Annotated in this window: 16 protein-coding genes; 4 read left to right on the top strand and 12 right to left on the bottom strand. The window is 49.3% G+C overall.

Translation table 11 applies throughout. From position 1 onward, the window contains the following. Positions 1–17: 17 nt before the first annotated feature. The 5 genes from secG to rlmE form a co-directional block, all read right to left on the bottom strand. Positions 18–350, bottom strand: a complete 333-nt coding sequence (secG, locus tag DMB82_RS03500) for a preprotein translocase subunit SecG (RefSeq protein WP_102118082.1) — start codon at positions 348–350, stop codon at positions 18–20. Between the two features lie 249 nt (positions 351–599). After that, positions 600–1937 (bottom strand): phosphoglucosamine mutase, encoded by a 1338-nt coding sequence (gene glmM / locus DMB82_RS03495; protein WP_102118083.1) that lies wholly within the window; start codon positions 1935–1937, stop codon positions 600–602. A gap of 8 nt (positions 1938–1945) precedes the next feature. Next, the gene (gene folP, locus DMB82_RS03490) at positions 1946–2779 is read right to left on the bottom strand and encodes a dihydropteroate synthase (protein ID WP_102118084.1); all 834 of its coding nucleotides are present in this window, start codon (positions 2777–2779) and stop codon (positions 1946–1948) included. Positions 2780–2896: 117 nt separating this feature from the next. Then, positions 2897–4837, bottom strand: a complete 1941-nt coding sequence (gene ftsH / locus DMB82_RS03485; protein ID WP_102118085.1) for an ATP-dependent zinc metalloprotease FtsH — start codon at positions 4835–4837, stop codon at positions 2897–2899. A 56-nt stretch (positions 4838–4893) separates the two neighbouring features. Further along, positions 4894–5523: a 23S rRNA (uridine(2552)-2'-O)-methyltransferase RlmE gene (gene rlmE, locus DMB82_RS03480; protein WP_116164189.1), complete on the bottom strand. Its 630-nt coding sequence runs from the start codon at positions 5521–5523 to the stop codon at positions 4894–4896. Positions 5524–5667: 144 nt separating this feature from the next. Between rlmE and yhbY the strand changes: the two genes are divergently transcribed. Then, entirely contained in the window at positions 5668–5961 is a 294-nt protein-coding gene (gene yhbY, locus DMB82_RS03475; protein WP_010283039.1) for a ribosome assembly RNA-binding protein YhbY, read from the top strand. 128 nt (positions 5962–6089) lie between these two features. On the opposite strand, the gene greA is transcribed toward yhbY, so the two are convergent. After that, entirely contained in the window at positions 6090–6569 is a 480-nt protein-coding gene (gene greA, locus DMB82_RS03470; RefSeq protein WP_095701554.1) for a transcription elongation factor GreA, read from the bottom strand. A gap of 268 nt (positions 6570–6837) precedes the next feature. On the opposite strand from greA, the gene dacB reads away from it, so the two are divergent. After that, entirely contained in the window at positions 6838–8271 is a 1434-nt protein-coding gene (dacB, locus tag DMB82_RS03465; protein WP_116155142.1) for a serine-type D-Ala-D-Ala carboxypeptidase, read from the top strand. Between the two features lie 69 nt (positions 8272–8340). On the opposite strand, the gene cgtA is transcribed toward dacB, so the two are convergent. The 4 genes from cgtA to rplU all read right to left on the bottom strand — a co-directional run bounded on the left by cgtA (position 8341) and on the right by rplU (position 11412). Continuing rightward, positions 8341–9513 (bottom strand): Obg family GTPase CgtA, encoded by a 1173-nt coding sequence (gene cgtA, locus DMB82_RS03460; RefSeq protein ID WP_039282291.1) that lies wholly within the window; start codon positions 9511–9513, stop codon positions 8341–8343. A gap of 258 nt (positions 9514–9771) precedes the next feature. Next, a complete protein-coding gene (locus tag DMB82_RS03455; RefSeq protein ID WP_102118087.1) occupies positions 9772–10734 on the bottom strand; it encodes a DMT family transporter in 963 nt (320 codons plus the stop codon). An 89-nt stretch (positions 10735–10823) separates the two neighbouring features. Further along, entirely contained in the window at positions 10824–11081 is a 258-nt protein-coding gene (rpmA, locus tag DMB82_RS03450; protein ID WP_005971498.1) for a 50S ribosomal protein L27, read from the bottom strand. A 19-nt stretch (positions 11082–11100) separates the two neighbouring features. Next, the gene (gene rplU / locus DMB82_RS03445) at positions 11101–11412 is read right to left on the bottom strand and encodes a 50S ribosomal protein L21 (RefSeq protein WP_010283026.1); all 312 of its coding nucleotides are present in this window, start codon (positions 11410–11412) and stop codon (positions 11101–11103) included. A 256-nt stretch (positions 11413–11668) separates the two neighbouring features. On the opposite strand from rplU, the gene ispB reads away from it, so the two are divergent. After that, positions 11669–12640: an octaprenyl diphosphate synthase gene (gene ispB / locus DMB82_RS03440; RefSeq protein ID WP_102118088.1), complete on the top strand. Its 972-nt coding sequence runs from the start codon at positions 11669–11671 to the stop codon at positions 12638–12640. A 78-nt stretch (positions 12641–12718) separates the two neighbouring features. Here the strand turns inward: ispB and DMB82_RS03435 are convergent, their stop codons facing one another. Both DMB82_RS03435 and DMB82_RS03430 read right to left on the bottom strand, forming a co-directional pair. Next, a complete protein-coding gene (locus DMB82_RS03435; RefSeq protein ID WP_039485888.1) occupies positions 12719–13093 on the bottom strand; it encodes a DNA-binding protein in 375 nt (124 codons plus the stop codon). Positions 13094–13343: 250 nt separating this feature from the next. Continuing rightward, positions 13344–13730 carry a DNA-binding protein gene (locus DMB82_RS03430; RefSeq protein ID WP_102118089.1) on the bottom strand — a complete coding sequence of 129 codons (387 nt, stop codon included), beginning with the start codon at positions 13728–13730 and terminating at the stop codon, positions 13344–13346. 187 nt (positions 13731–13917) lie between these two features. On the opposite strand from DMB82_RS03430, the gene DMB82_RS03425 reads away from it, so the two are divergent. Next, the gene (locus DMB82_RS03425) at positions 13918–14181 is read left to right on the top strand and encodes a helix-turn-helix domain-containing protein (RefSeq protein ID WP_039470687.1); all 264 of its coding nucleotides are present in this window, start codon (positions 13918–13920) and stop codon (positions 14179–14181) included. Positions 14182–14334: the final 153 nt, after the last annotated feature.

Genomic DNA, 14334 nt, shown 5'->3' with positions numbered 1-14334 from the left:
TCGCTGATTTAAAACGCTTACTTCGGAATGTCACTCACCGGCGTTGAAGGCGCAGCAGGCGTTGTCGTTTGCTCCGCTTTTTCTGGCTGGTTCAGGTTGTCCCATGTTCCGCCTCTTTTCTGCAGCGAACTTAAGTTGCCCAGAATGAGACTAATAACGAAGAACAGGCTCGCCAGTATTGCTGTCATGCGGGTCATGAAATTACCAGAGCCGCCCGAACCGAACAAAGTGGCAGAAGCACCTGCTCCGAACGAGGCCCCCATATCAGCACCTTTACCCTGCTGAAGCATGATCAAAGCAACTAGCCCGATCGATACTAACAGGAAAATTACTAATAGAGCTTCGTACATAGTCGTACCCGTTAACCGTTTTCTCCATGATTTATGGAGATGCTATATTCTGGCGGTAAACCGCGTGTCATTCCGCTAAACAGGGCGTAGAACATCCCTTATCAAGCGGATTTGAATACTAACCAAAGGATGTAACGTACGCAAGGGTAATTTGGTCAACACAGGTTGATTGCAGAAAAAAACAGCGGCTTTCGACGCAAGATACCTATCGAAAGCCTTATATACCTGATTGGCTAATCAAAAAAACCTTCAACCGACGGCTTTTACCGCATCGGCAATACGATTTGCCAACGCGATTACCGTCTCTTCATGTTCCCCCTCAACCATAACGCGGATGAGTGGCTCAGTGCCGGATTTACGCAGCAATACCCGTCCGCGTCCAGCCAATTCTTTTTCCACATCCTGCGTAATCTGCTGCACATTTTTGTCTTCCAGCGGATCGTGTTCCCCCGTAAACCGCACATTGACCAGAATCTGTGGAAACAGCTTCATACCGCTGCATAAATCATGCAGGCTCATATGGTTTTTCACTATCGCGGTAAGGACTTGCAAACCGGCAATCACACCATCGCCCGTCGTGGTTTTGTCCAGCAGGATCACATGACCGGAGTTTTCTGCCCCGATGCGCCACCCTTTTGCCTGCATCATTTCTAAGACATAGCGGTCACCCACTTTTGCACGAGCGAACGGGATACCCAGTTGCTTTAACGCCACCTCAAGCCCCATGTTACTCATCAGCGTGCCCACCGCGCCACCGCGTAGTTGCCCTTGGCGTAAACCTTCGCGAGCGATGATATACAGAATCTGATCGCCATCGACCTTGTTGCCTAAATGGTCGACCATGATGAGCCGATCGCCATCGCCGTCAAATGCCAGACCAACGTCCGCTTTTTCAGCGAGCACACGCGCCTGTAGCTGCCTGACATCCGTCGCTCCGCATTCTTCATTGATGTTCATGCCATCTGGCTCACAGCCAATCGCGATGACTTTAGCGCCAAGCTCGCGCAATACGCTAGGGGCGATATGATAGGTAGCGCCATTGGCGCAATCGACGACAATCTTTAAGCCATTAAGGCTAAGTTCGCTCGGGAACGTTCCTTTGCAAAATTCGATGTAGCGTCCGGCAGCGTCAACAATGCGGCTGGCTTTACCTAACTCTGAGGACTCAACGCACGTCAGTGGTTTTTCCAGTTCAGCTTCGATTGCTTCTTCTACTTCATCTGGCAGCTTGGTGCCGTCAATCGAGAAGAATTTAATACCGTTGTCGTAATAAGGATTGTGAGAAGCCGAAATCACGATACCCGCTTCAGCACGAAACGTGCGGGTAAGGTAAGCAACCGCAGGCGTAGGCATCGGGCCAGTAAAAGAAGCCGATAAACCGGCGGCTGCCAGCCCAGCTTCCAATGCAGACTCCAGCATATAGCCAGAAATACGGGTATCTTTGCCGATAATAATTTTACGCGAACCATGCCGAGCTAGCACTTTCCCCGCAGCCCAGCCCAGTTTAAGTACAAAATCAGGGGTAATCGGCGTATCACCAACCTTGCCACGTATACCATCGGTACCAAAATATTTGCGGTTACTCATCTCGTTTTTCATTCCTTCGCAGAAAGGGTGGCCTCAACAATGCGCATAGCATCAGCCGTTTCTTTAACATCGTGAACGCGAATAATCTGCGCCCCCTGCATCGCCGCGATCACCGCACAAGCGACGCTGCCATGAACACGCTGCGCAGGCGGTACGTTGAGGATCTGTCCAATCATGGATTTCCTCGACATGCCAACCAGAAGAGGCAGTTCAAAACGATGTAACTCGCTCAGGCGAGCCAGAAGCGCATAATTATGGGCAAGATTCTTACCGAATCCGAACCCAGGATCCAGCAATAGCTTACTTTTCGGAATATTAGCATTCACACAGCGATCAATCTGCTGCTGCAAGAAATCGCCAATGTCCTGCATCAGGTCATCATAATGCGGTTTGTGCTGCATGGTTCTCGGCATACCTTGCATGTGCATCAGGCAGACTGGTAAACCTGTAGCTGCGGCCGCCTCCAGAGCGCCGGGTTCTTGCAAAGCGCGAATATCATTAATCAGATGTGCCCCCGCCTTCGCCGACGCCGTCATCACTTCAGGCTTTGACGTATCGACCGATATCCATACGTCAAAGCGTTTAGCAATGGCTTCAACCGCGGGCACCACACGGTCCAGCTCTTCTTCCGTACTTACCTCAACCGCACCGGGGCGTGTCGATTCACCGCCAATATCGATCAGGGTCGCCCCCGCGGTAACCATCTCCTGAACGTGCAGTAATGCCGCATCGAGCTTGTTGTGTTTACCGCCATCGGAAAAAGAGTCCGGCGTGACGTTAAGAATACCCATGATGTGTGGGCAGGAAAGATCCAGCGTTGAGTCTCTGGCGACCAGTTGCATGATTTACCTCCGCAGTCTGGTGTAGTTAGCATGAAATGTGGTTCGAAGAACACTCCCAGTAAAAAACCCCAGCATGAGCTGGGGTTTCGTAAGTTACAGATATGAATCGCAGGGGGATTATTTGTCGTCCACTTGCTCAGACATCGTATTACCAGGATTAGGCGTCTGCGGCTCATCCACTGGCGTAGGGGCTTTAGGTGTACCGCCACCGTTACCAGAATCGTTGTCAGAACGAGACGCTTCCCAACCGGCTGGCGGACGTACTTCTTTCTTACGTCCCATCAGGTCATCGATCTGCGGCGCATCAATGGTTTCATACTTCATCAATGCATCTTTCATTGAGTGAAGAATATCCATGTTTGCCATCAACAGTTCACGAGCACGCACATAGTTACGTTCAATCAGCGATTTTACTTCCTGATCGATAATACGCGCGGTTTCATCTGACATGTGCTTGGCTTTTGCCACAGAACGACCGAGGAATACCTCACCCTCTTCTTCCGCATAGAGCAACGGACCGAGTTTTTCAGAGAAGCCCCACTGCGTCACCATGTTACGAGCAATCGAAGTTGCCACTTTGATGTCATTGGACGCGCCCGTAGAAACATGCTCCACGCCATAAATAATTTCTTCGGCCAGTCGACCCCCGTACAGCGTAGAGATCTGGCTTTCCAGCTTCTGACGGCTGGCGCTGATCGCATCGCCTTCAGGCAGGAAGAACGTCACCCCCAGCGCACGACCACGCGGAATGATCGTCACTTTATGAACCGGATCGTGTTCTGGCACCAGGCGACCAATGATCGCATGCCCAGCTTCATGATACGCCGTCGATTCTTTCTGCTTCTCAGTCATAACCATGGAACGGCGCTCTGCACCCATCATGATTTTGTCTTTCGCTTTCTCAAATTCGACCATCGAAACAACGCGTTTGTTACCACGAGCGGAGAACAATGCGGCTTCGTTAACCAGGTTAGCCAAATCTGCACCAGAGAAGCCTGGCGTACCACGTGCAATCACTGACGCATCAATATCTGGAGACAGCGGTACGCGACGCATGTGAACTTTCAGAATCTGCTCACGACCGCGAACATCTGGCAGGCCAACCACAACCTGACGGTCAAAACGACCTGGACGCAACAGCGCGGGGTCAAGAACATCAGGGCGGTTAGTTGCGGCGATGACAATAATGCCCTCGTTGCCTTCAAATCCGTCCATCTCAACCAGCATTTGGTTCAGCGTTTGTTCACGTTCATCGTGACCACCGCCCAGACCTGCGCCACGCTGACGGCCAACGGCGTCGATTTCATCGATAAAGATGATACAAGGCGCGGCTTTCTTCGCCTGTTCGAACATGTCACGGACACGAGAAGCACCGACACCGACAAACATTTCAACGAAGTCAGAACCGGAAATCGTAAAGAAAGGCACTTTCGCTTCACCGGCAATCGCTTTTGCCAGCAGCGTTTTACCTGTTCCCGGCGGGCCGACCATCAGAATGCCTTTTGGAATTTTACCGCCCAGTTTCTGGAAACGGCTAGGCTCGCGCAGGTACTCGACCAGTTCGCTAACCTCTTCCTTCGCTTCGTCACAACCCGCTACATCAGCAAACGTCGTCTTGATCTGATCTTCAGTCAGCATGCGCGCTTTGCTCTTGCCGAAGGACATGGCACCTTTACCGCCGCCGCCTTGCATTTGACGCATGAAGAAGATCCAAACGCCAATCAGTAACAGCATCGGGAACCAAGAAATAAAGATAGAAGCCAGCAAGCTCGGTTCTTCCGGCGGCTCACCAACGACTTTCACGTTCTTCGTTAGCAGGTTATCCAGTAGCTTGGGGTCATTGACAGGAATATAAGTCGTGTATCTGTTGCTGTCTTTTTTGATAACACTTATCTCACGCCCGTTAATACGTGCTTCACGGACCTGATCCTGATTCACTTCAGTCAAGAAGGTTGAATAATCCACCCTACGGCCATTCGACTCGCTGGGCCCAAAGCTCTGGAAAACAGACATCAACACCACTGCGATGACTAACCAGAGAATTAGGTTTTTCGCCATGTCACTCAAGGGATTAACCTCATATTACAACTGTGTTAAAAAACAGCGTTAGGGTACTACAGTTTGCGCCCTGTCGCTACAATATACACTTCACGAGACCGAGCACGTGAGGCGTCTGGTTTACGAATTTTCACTTTCGTAAACAGGGAGCGAATTTCCCGCAGGTATTCATCAAAACCTTCTCCCTGAAACACTTTCACCAGGAAACTTCCGCCTGGTGCTAATACATCTCGACACATATCAAGTGCTAATTCAACCAGATACATCGACTTCGGAATATCAACAGCTGGAGTACCACTCATGTTAGGGGCCATGTCAGACATCACCACCTGAACTTTGCTATCGCCAACCCTTTCGAGCAAGGCTTTGAGGACCAGTTCATCACGAAAGTCCCCTTGCAGGAAATCGACGCCGACAATCGGATCCATCGGTAAAATATCACACGCGATAATTCGACCATTTCCACCTATTTGCGTGACCACATACTGTGACCAGCCGCCAGGTGCTGCGCCTAAATCCACAACTGTCATACCGGGTTTAAACAGTTTGTCGCCTTGCTGTATTTCGTCAAGTTTAAACCAAGCACGTGAGCGCAGCCCTTTTTTCTGGGCCTGCAGCACATATTTATCGCTAAAGTGTTCCTGCAACCAGCGACTGGAACTTGCAGAACGCTTTTTATTCGCCATCGATTTTCCAACTATTCTCAGTAACACGCTCGTGTGTGGGGAGAAACTTCTCACATATTACCAATCAGAGCAGTCAAATTGGTTATAATTATGAGATGGCGGTAGAATGACCCGTTTTCAATCCCAACCTAAGTAAAAAAGACAATGAACCTAAGTAATAAACAAAAACAACACCTGAAAGGCTTGGCACATCCGTTAAAACCGGTTGTCATGCTGGGCAATAACGGTCTCACCGAAGGTGTTCTGGCTGAGATCGAACAAGCATTGGCACATCACGAGCTGATCAAGATAAAAGTAGCGACAGAAGATCGCGAAACCAAGGCCTTGATCGTGGAGGCAATTGTTCGTGAAACGGGTGCCGCTAACGTTCAGGTTATCGGCCATACGTTGGTACTCTACCGGCCTGCAAAAGAACGTAAAATTGTGTTACCACGATAACACTTTTTATTTCAGGATACTCGGTTTTAACGGAAAGGTGCCACGCCTATCGGTTAGAGAAAAGGCCGCAAGCGGCCTTTTTCCTTTCTTTACAATTTTTGCTGTTTTAATCAACAATCCGGCAAAATTTATAGATATTCGACCTTCAGGATCTCATATTCCACGTCGCCGCCCGGTGTACGGATGACCACAACGTCATCCTGCTCTTTGCCGATCAGGCCACGCGCGATAGGGGAATTCACAGAGATCAGATTCTGTTTAAAATCCGCTTCGTCATCGCCAACAATTCGATAGGTTTGCTCTTCTTCGTTATCCAGATTCATCACCGTCACAGTCGCACCAAAAATAACACGCCCGTTGTTCGCTGACATTTTCGTGACATCGATAACCTGTGCGTTAGACAGTTTTGCTTCAATATCTTGAATACGTCCTTCACAAAAACCCTGCTGCTCGCGGGCAGCATGATATTCTGCATTTTCTTTCAGATCGCCGTGCTCACGTGCTTCGGCAATCGCGGCAATAATTTCAGGTCGACGCACAGATTTCAGGTGGTCAAGCTCTTCGCGCAATTTTTCAGCGCCACGCAACGTCATCGGAAATTGTTTCATATTGTCTATACCTCTAAAAAAGTCCGTAAGACTCGAATAATCGTCATCCTGACGCGCTAAAAATCAAAGGCGACGGAGTCTCTGCAACGTGCCAGTCCTCACTGGACATAAAACAAAAGCAACCAGTCCCGGAACAAAATTTCCAGGCTAGCAGCGGCTTTGCATTTTGATACGTATTTTACCCCAGAGTTCAATGAGGGTCATCGTTTACTTTAGACCTTATTGCGCCGTAGTATGACCACACGTTACCCCGTTATTAGCTGAGATTATGCGTTTTTCATCGATTGTTACCGGACTTGCCTGCGCTTTTGTTCTGCATGCCAATGCAGCTTCTGTTGAGGATCATCGCCAATATTTACCCGATGGTGCCAATTTGGCGCTATTGGTACAAAAAGTTGGCGCAACAACACCCAGTATGGCCTTCAATAGCCAACAAATGGCGCTTCCAGCCAGTACGCAAAAGGTGATAACCGCATTAGCTGCATTACTACAATTGGGTCCAGATTATCGATTCATCACCACGATGGAAAGCCACGGGCCTGTCACCAACAGTATTCTGAACGGTAATCTCGTTGTACGGTTTAGCGGCGATCCTACGCTTAAACGCCAGCAAATACGCAATATGGTGCAAGAGTTAAGAAAGCGCGGGATACAAGAAATCGCAGGTGATGTGCTGATCGACACCTCAGTGTTCGCCAGTCACGATAAAGCACCGGGCTGGCCCTGGAACGACATGACACAGTGTTTCAGCGCCCCTCCGAGTGCTGCGATTGTCGATCGCAACTGCTTCTCTGTTTCACTCTACAGTGCGCCTAAAGCGGGTGATAATGCGTTTATCCGCGTTGCATCCTATTATCCAGTGCAAATGTTCAGCGAAGTCCGCACATTGGCCAAAGGTTCATCCGATACCCAATATTGCGAATTGGATGTAGTCCCTGGGGAATTAAATCACTTTACGCTTACAGGTTGTCTGGTTCAGCGCACAGAGCCGCTTCCGCTGGCATTCGCGATTCAGGATGGCGCCAGCTATGCCGGCGCTATCGTTAAAGATGAGCTACAGCAGGCAGATATTCGTATTAAAGGCAGCCTTCGCCGTCAGACGCAGCCAGGCCCAGCAGGAAGCGTACTAGCCCAGACACAATCGCCTCCGCTGCACGACCTGCTCACTATCATGCTGAAAAAATCAGACAACATGATTGCCGATACGGTCTTTCGTACTATTGGGCACGAGCGTTTTAGCGTACCAGGAACATGGCGCGCTGGCGCTGATGCCGTGCGACAAATTCTGCGTCAGAAGGCAGGTGTAGATTTAGGAAACAGCATTGTGGTGGATGGTTCAGGCCTGTCACGACATAACCTGATTTCACCGGAAACGATGATGCAGGTCTTGCAGTACATCGCACAGCACGATAATGAACTGAATTACATCACGATGCTTCCGCTTTCCGGCTATGACGGCACGCTGCGTTATCGTGGCGGCCTACATGAAGCAGGCGTCGATGGCAAGGTTTCGGCTAAAACCGGGGCATTGCAGGGCGTATATAATCTGGCAGGATTCATTACTACCGCGAGCGGCCAGCGCATGGCATTCGTCCAGTTCCTGTCCGGCTATGCCGTGCCACCAGAAGACCAGCGCGCACGTCGCGTCCCTCTGGTGAGATTTGAAAGCCGTCTCTATAAAGATATTTACCAGAGCAATTAAAAGAACAACGCGGGCTTACCCTGATAGGATAAGCCCGCGTATGTAAGACATGACTAGCAGAAGAACGAATTATTTTTGATAGATGATTTCAACGCCTTCATCATCTTCATCGTCCCAGTCATCATCCCACTCTTCTTCAGCTTCTTTTTCTATTTCAGCCAGCTGTTCGCGGTGATAATCATCCCACATGAACTCCACTTTTTCCGGTGCGCTTTCGGCAATCGCCGTTACTTTAGGATTGGCTTTCAGGAAGTTCATCACATCCCAGCAAAGTGGGTTGACGCCTTCACGGTTCGCTGCAGAAATCAGATAGTATTTATCATCCCAACCAAGCGCGGCCGCAATCTCTTTGGCACGTTTTTCCGCTTCAGCCTTATCGATCAAGTCAACCTTGTTGAAAACCAGCCAACGCGGTTTTTCTGCCAAGCCAGCGCCATACTGCTCTAACTCGTTGATAATGATCTTGGCATTTTCAATCGGATCTGACTCATCAATCGGTGCCAGATCAACCAAATGCAGCAGAACACGGCAGCGTTCAAGGTGTTTCAGGAAACGAATCCCTAACCCAGCGCCTTCAGATGCGCCTTCAATCAAACCAGGGATATCCGCCACAACAAAGCTCTGCTCGCTATCCATACGGACAACACCAAGGCTAGGCACCAGCGTGGTAAACGGATAATCTGCCACTTTCGGCTTTGCTGCTGATACTGCGCGGATAAAGGTCGATTTACCTGCATTAGGCAGGCCAAGCATGCCCACGTCAGCCAGCAACAGCAGTTCCAGCGTCAGCTCACGCTCTTCGCCTTTCGTACCGCTGGTTTTCTGGCGAGGAGCACGGTTGACGGACGATTTAAAACGCGTGTTACCTAAACCATGCCAGCCGCCTTTCGCCACCATCAAGCTTTGCTGATGGCGCGTCATATCGCCCAGCACTTCGCCAGTTCCCTGATCCAGAACACGGGTACCAACAGGGACTTTAATCGTAATATCTTTGCCGCGTTTACCCGTACAGTCACGACTTTGCCCGTTTTGTCCACGCTCAGCGCGAAAGGATTTTTCAAAACGATAGTCGATCAGCGTGTTCAGGTTTTCGTCTGCCAGCAGATAAACGTCGCCGCCGTCGCCGCCGTCACCACCGTCCGGACCGCCGTTGGGAATATATTTTTCACGGCGAAAGCTGACACAACCGTTACCGCCATCGCCTGCCACAACGAGAATTGTGGCTTCATCTACAAACTTCATTGATTCTCTCCGCAAAAAACCAATAGAGAATATCTACGTGTTTTAGGCTTGTTATTGGTTCTTCTTGGCGTAACTTTTGATTTTACGGCATGTAGCGTATTTCTACTCACCATTAAAAAACTGACGCACCAGAACGCATTCCAGCAAAGGAGCGGATTGTACCTGCCCGCTCCAATAATTTCATCTGTATTAAAAATAAACAACACATGCAGGCTGTCAAAAGATGGCAGTGACCGCTGCAATACACTTTCTCTTAAGCTATTTTTTCGCGACCAATGGCAGCACAGGCTCTTTCTTTCTAGGAAGGAAACGATGTCCAATAGCGGAAAACATGGCGCCAGCAACAACCACAAACGCACCGACGTAACCAATCCAATTCAATACTGGCACAGCAAAGAAAGTCGGCCACCCTAACGCCAGCAGATCGGAAAACAGCAACGTAAACAACGGCGTCAGCGTAATGACCGCACTAACCTGCGACGCCTGCCAGCGAGCCATTGCCTCCGCCAGCGCACCATAGCCAATCAACGTATTCGCACCGCAGAATAACAGGCAAATAAGCTGCCAGTTGCTCAGTTGAAAAATAACCTCAAGCTTGGCAAAAGGCGTGATAAAGACGACACACAGAGCATATAACAAAAACAGAATCTGCTGTGATGTCAGACGTCGCAATAGAACTTTCTGCGCTACACCATAGGATACCCATACCGCCGAGGCGCAAACACCCAGCAGCACGCCCAACGTGTAGTCTGTCAGTCGGGTAAAAATCTCAATCAGGCTGGTATTAAAGAACAGGAGCAGACCACAGATCAGCATGATCGCGCCGATAACCTGCGTACCGCGCATCTTTTCCTTTAGGATAAGTACGCTGGCGAACATCATGCCTACGGGGGAAAGCTGCCCGATAACCTGAGACGCCGTCGGGCTCAGATATTGGAGAGACGAGCTAAAGAAAACAAAGTTGCCCAGCAGCCCAGCCGTCGCAATCAATAGCAGAACCCACCAGCGCCGATGCCGGAAAACCCGCATTGGTGGCAACGTCTTACGGGATGACAAAATAATGCCAAGTCCAATGGAAGCAATGAAAAAGCGATACCAAACAATCGTATAAGGTTCCATCACCACCAGAACCTGTTTCATGGCTATCGGCAACGCTCCCCAGCAAACAGCCGTAGTCAGCGCCAGACAAAGACCGATGCCCGTCTGTTGTTTAGTATTCATACTTATCCAGATGGTTTACTCAGAATCAGAATGTAAAAAGCCCCGCAAAGAATTGCAGGGCTTAAATCCGTTAGACCTAACGCGGAAAATTATTCAGCAACGATGCTGATAAATTTACGGTTTTTCGGGCCTTTAACTTCAAACTGAACTTTACCATCAGTCAAAGCAAACAGAGTATGATCTTTCCCGCAGCCAACATTAGTTCCTGCATGGAATTTAGTACCACGTTGACGAACGATGATGTTGCCAGCCAGTACACTTTCGCCGCCAAAACGTTTTACGCCCAGACGTTGTGCGTTAGAGTCACGACCGTTACGGGTTGAACCGCCAGCTTTCTTGTGTGCCATTTAATCCGCTCTCCTAATCTTAAGCGCTGATGCCGGTAATTTTCACGTCAGTGAACCACTGACGGTGGCCTGCTTGCTTACGGTAGTGTTTACGGCGACGGAACTTAACGATCTTCACTTTTTCGCCACGACCATGAGCAACAACTTCAGCTTTGATTTTACCGCCATCGACGAAAGGAACGCCGATTTTGATTTCTTCACCGTTGGCAACCATCAGAACTTGGTCAAACTCAACGGCTTCACCAGTTGCGATGTCCAGCTTTTCCAAGCGAACGGTTTGCCCTTCGCTTACTCGGTGTTGTTTACCACCACTTTGGAAAACTGCGTACATATAAAACTCCGCTTTCCGCGCACCCGTTAATAGGTTTCAGAGCACGCTATAAATATTCATAATAGGGCGCGAATTCTACGCAAAAATACTGAGGATGACAAGTGCATAATCAACGGATGTGAAGAAAAAGAATACAACGTATCAACTGCCGTTTATCTCTCTCATTTTTCAAGTACAATCGGCACAATCAGTTTCGTCTTGCCGATATGCAACAGCAATCTTACGGCAGTGTTGAAGACATACGTTGGCACAAACCATGAATCTAGAACAAATTACAACATTAACTGCGCAGGATATGGCAGCTGTTAATAACGTCATTCTTGAACAACTGAATTCAGACGTCGTTTTGATAAACCAGCTTGGACATTACATCATCAGCGGTGGTGGAAAACGTATACGCCCGATGATTGCTGTCCTTGCGGCCAGAGCCCTCGACTATACCGGTGATAAGCATGTCACTGTCGCCGCACTGATCGAATTTATCCACACCGCAACGCTGCTACATGATGACGTGGTAGACGAATCAGACATGCGCCGAGGTAAAGCGACGGCAAATGCCGCCTTTGGCAACGCAGCAAGCGTGCTGGTCGGGGATTTCATCTATACTCGCGCCTTCCAGATGATGACCAGCCTCGAATCGTTACGTGTGCTGGCGCTGATGTCAGAAGCGGTGAACGTGATTGCTGAAGGCGAAGTCTTGCAGCTAATGAACTGCAACGATCCGGATATCACTGAAGAAAGCTACATGCGCGTCATTTACAGCAAAACGGCGCGTTTATTTGAAGCCGCAGCGCAATCTTCATCCATCCTTGCCGGCGCGACGCCAGAGCAAGAAAAGGCGCTTCAGGACTATGGCCGCTACCTGGGCACCGCCTTCCAGTTAATTGATGATCTGCTCGACTACAGCGCAGACGGCAAAACGCTGGGTAAAAACACGGGTGATGACCTCAATGAAGGCAAGCCAACGCTGCCGCTGCTGCACGCGATGCGTCATGGTAATGCAGAACAACGTTCGATGATTCGCAAGGCGATTGAAGAAGGAAACGGGCGCCATCTGCTGGGACCGGTTCTTGCCGCCATGCAGCAATGTGGTTCACTTGATTATACGCGTCAGCGTGCCGAAGAAGAGGCAGATAAGGCGATTAGCGCACTACAGCTGCTGCCGGAAACGCCACACCGCATTGCGCTCGAAGGGCTTGCTCACTTAGCCGTACAGCGCGATTTCTAACGTGGTGTAAGGTTCTTATCTGATAAGATCGTTGATTCATAAGTAGCGCTGCCTTGCAGCGCTACTCCTTCGCCAGACTTAGGCAGTCTGGTCGAGTGTGACATCATCCAGCCGAGACAGCATTGCTATTGTCCCTTCACGCAAGATGAAATTAATCAGCCGACTTCGTTCATCAACGGAAAGTTGATGGAAGATATGCACCCACGATGACAGCAGGGTCGGTTCATTATCTATACGATAATACTCGGTTGGCGGATTTTCCTTTACCAGTAGGGAGTTCCTGACCTCGTTTGGCAAACTGCGAATAGAGTATTCGACACCACGCCCTTGAACCCCTTTCCGCCTGCGCTTTTCCCAACCGTCGTCACGCGCCCGTTTGTTCAGCCCCTGCGGTGATTTCGGCAAACCACCTACGCCAACCAGCTCACTTGTTGCAAACCACTCTTTGTCCATACTCGTCACTCCCTTGTTTGTTTTGAACAGGCATTACGTCAACTCGCCCAAAAGTTTCCATATAATAGACTATTGTTACCTAAACCGCTAACTCTTACATGTTACCAATACACCTAAATAATAGAAGAAATGATGAAATCCAGCGCGATAACCAAGCACCGCGGCAACATAACGGGCTATAAAGGAAAAGAAAGCACAGGTTCCTTTTCATCACTGATGATTAACGTTCAAAAAGATCGCCAGTAGCGAATCAGTCAATCTCCATCGATGAGATAGGTTCCTCATCCGACGGTGTAATGCCTAACTGGCTCAGCGTGGTAGAGACCCCGACTCGCAAAATATAAGCGATTAACTCATCTCTTTCTTTTTCAGATAGTTGTTGATAGATCTGCATCCATACGGCCAGTGCCGCAGGCTGTTTCGCCGAGTAGGCGGAAGGCTCGATTTCGAGTAATAGGGATTTTTTTACCGTATCCGGCAAGCTGTGAATTGAGTATTCCACCCCTCTTCCCTGGACGCCTCTACGGCGACGCTTCTCCCATCCATCCTCGCGGGCGCGTTTATTTAATCCTTGTCTTGATTTCGGAAGGCCGCCGACTCCAACCAATTCGCTGGTAGCAAACCACTCTTTTTTCATTGCCTTTCATCCTGATAGTGCCATCCCTAACAAAAACGCGCTCATTTGGAAATTAATTGAGAATTTTAAGGAAAATTAATGCTATATTATTTCCAAATAATAATGTCATGTTAGTTCGGCATATAACTAACATCCGTTATTTATACCACTAATCGACAGTCGTCTTATAGCAAATAAGGGAAGGATTATGATTTTAAGGAAACAAGACTGGCATCCCGCTGATATCATTGCTGCACTGCGCAAGAAAAACACAACGCTGGCGGCGGTATCGCGAGCGGCCGGATTAAGCTCATCGACGTTAGCTAATGCGCTCTCACGCCCTTGGCCCAAGGGGGAATGGCTTATTGCCGATGCGCTGGGTATTCACCCTTCAGAGATTTGGCCCAGCCGGTACTACAACCCGGAAACCAATGAGCTTATCGACAGAAAAAAACTCATCCGTCCCGATTAAAAAAGAAAAGCCGGAGATCAACATCTCCGGCTTTTTATTCTGCGAATGACTAACACTCGCTCATACCCTAAATAATTCGAGTTGCAGGAAGGCGGCGACGCAGTGAGTCCCCAGAAACTTACATCAGTAAGTGACTGGGGTGAGCGAGGAAAG

Origin of the sequence: Pectobacterium aquaticum (assembly GCF_003382565.3) — a bacterium.
Classification (GTDB): Bacteria; Pseudomonadota; Gammaproteobacteria; order Enterobacterales; family Enterobacteriaceae; genus Pectobacterium; species Pectobacterium aquaticum.
This window is presented reverse-complemented; position numbering and strand designations above follow the sequence as displayed.

Excerpts from the sequence above, each read along its gene's own strand:
- glmM (WP_102118083.1), bottom strand. The coding sequence starts at position 1,937 with ATGAGTAACCGCAAATATTTTGGTACCGATGGTATACGTGGCAAGGTT.
- secG (WP_102118082.1), bottom strand. The coding sequence starts at position 350 with ATGTACGAAGCTCTATTAGTAATTTTCCTGTTAGTATCGATCGGGCTA.
- yhbY (WP_010283039.1), top strand. The coding sequence starts at position 5,668 with ATGAACCTAAGTAATAAACAAAAACAACACCTGAAAGGCTTGGCACAT.
- folP (WP_102118084.1), bottom strand. The coding sequence starts at position 2,779 with ATGCAACTGGTCGCCAGAGACTCAACGCTGGATCTTTCCTGCCCACAC.
- rpmA (WP_005971498.1), bottom strand. The coding sequence starts at position 11,081 with ATGGCACACAAGAAAGCTGGCGGTTCAACCCGTAACGGTCGTGACTCT.
- ftsH (WP_102118085.1), bottom strand. The coding sequence starts at position 4,837 with ATGGCGAAAAACCTAATTCTCTGGTTAGTCATCGCAGTGGTGTTGATG.
- DMB82_RS03455 (WP_102118087.1), bottom strand. The coding sequence starts at position 10,734 with ATGAATACTAAACAACAGACGGGCATCGGTCTTTGTCTGGCGCTGACT.
- rplU (WP_010283026.1), bottom strand. The coding sequence starts at position 11,412 with ATGTACGCAGTTTTCCAAAGTGGTGGTAAACAACACCGAGTAAGCGAA.
- DMB82_RS03430 (WP_102118089.1), bottom strand. The coding sequence starts at position 13,730 with ATGAAAAAAGAGTGGTTTGCTACCAGCGAATTGGTTGGAGTCGGCGGC.
- DMB82_RS03425 (WP_039470687.1), top strand. The coding sequence starts at position 13,918 with ATGATTTTAAGGAAACAAGACTGGCATCCCGCTGATATCATTGCTGCA.
- greA (WP_095701554.1), bottom strand. The coding sequence starts at position 6,569 with ATGAAACAATTTCCGATGACGTTGCGTGGCGCTGAAAAATTGCGCGAA.
- DMB82_RS03435 (WP_039485888.1), bottom strand. The coding sequence starts at position 13,093 with ATGGACAAAGAGTGGTTTGCAACAAGTGAGCTGGTTGGCGTAGGTGGT.
- rlmE (WP_116164189.1), bottom strand. The coding sequence starts at position 5,523 with ATGGCGAATAAAAAGCGTTCTGCAAGTTCCAGTCGCTGGTTGCAGGAA.
- dacB (WP_116155142.1), top strand. The coding sequence starts at position 6,838 with ATGCGTTTTTCATCGATTGTTACCGGACTTGCCTGCGCTTTTGTTCTG.
- cgtA (WP_039282291.1), bottom strand. The coding sequence starts at position 9,513 with ATGAAGTTTGTAGATGAAGCCACAATTCTCGTTGTGGCAGGCGATGGC.
- ispB (WP_102118088.1), top strand. The coding sequence starts at position 11,669 with ATGAATCTAGAACAAATTACAACATTAACTGCGCAGGATATGGCAGCT.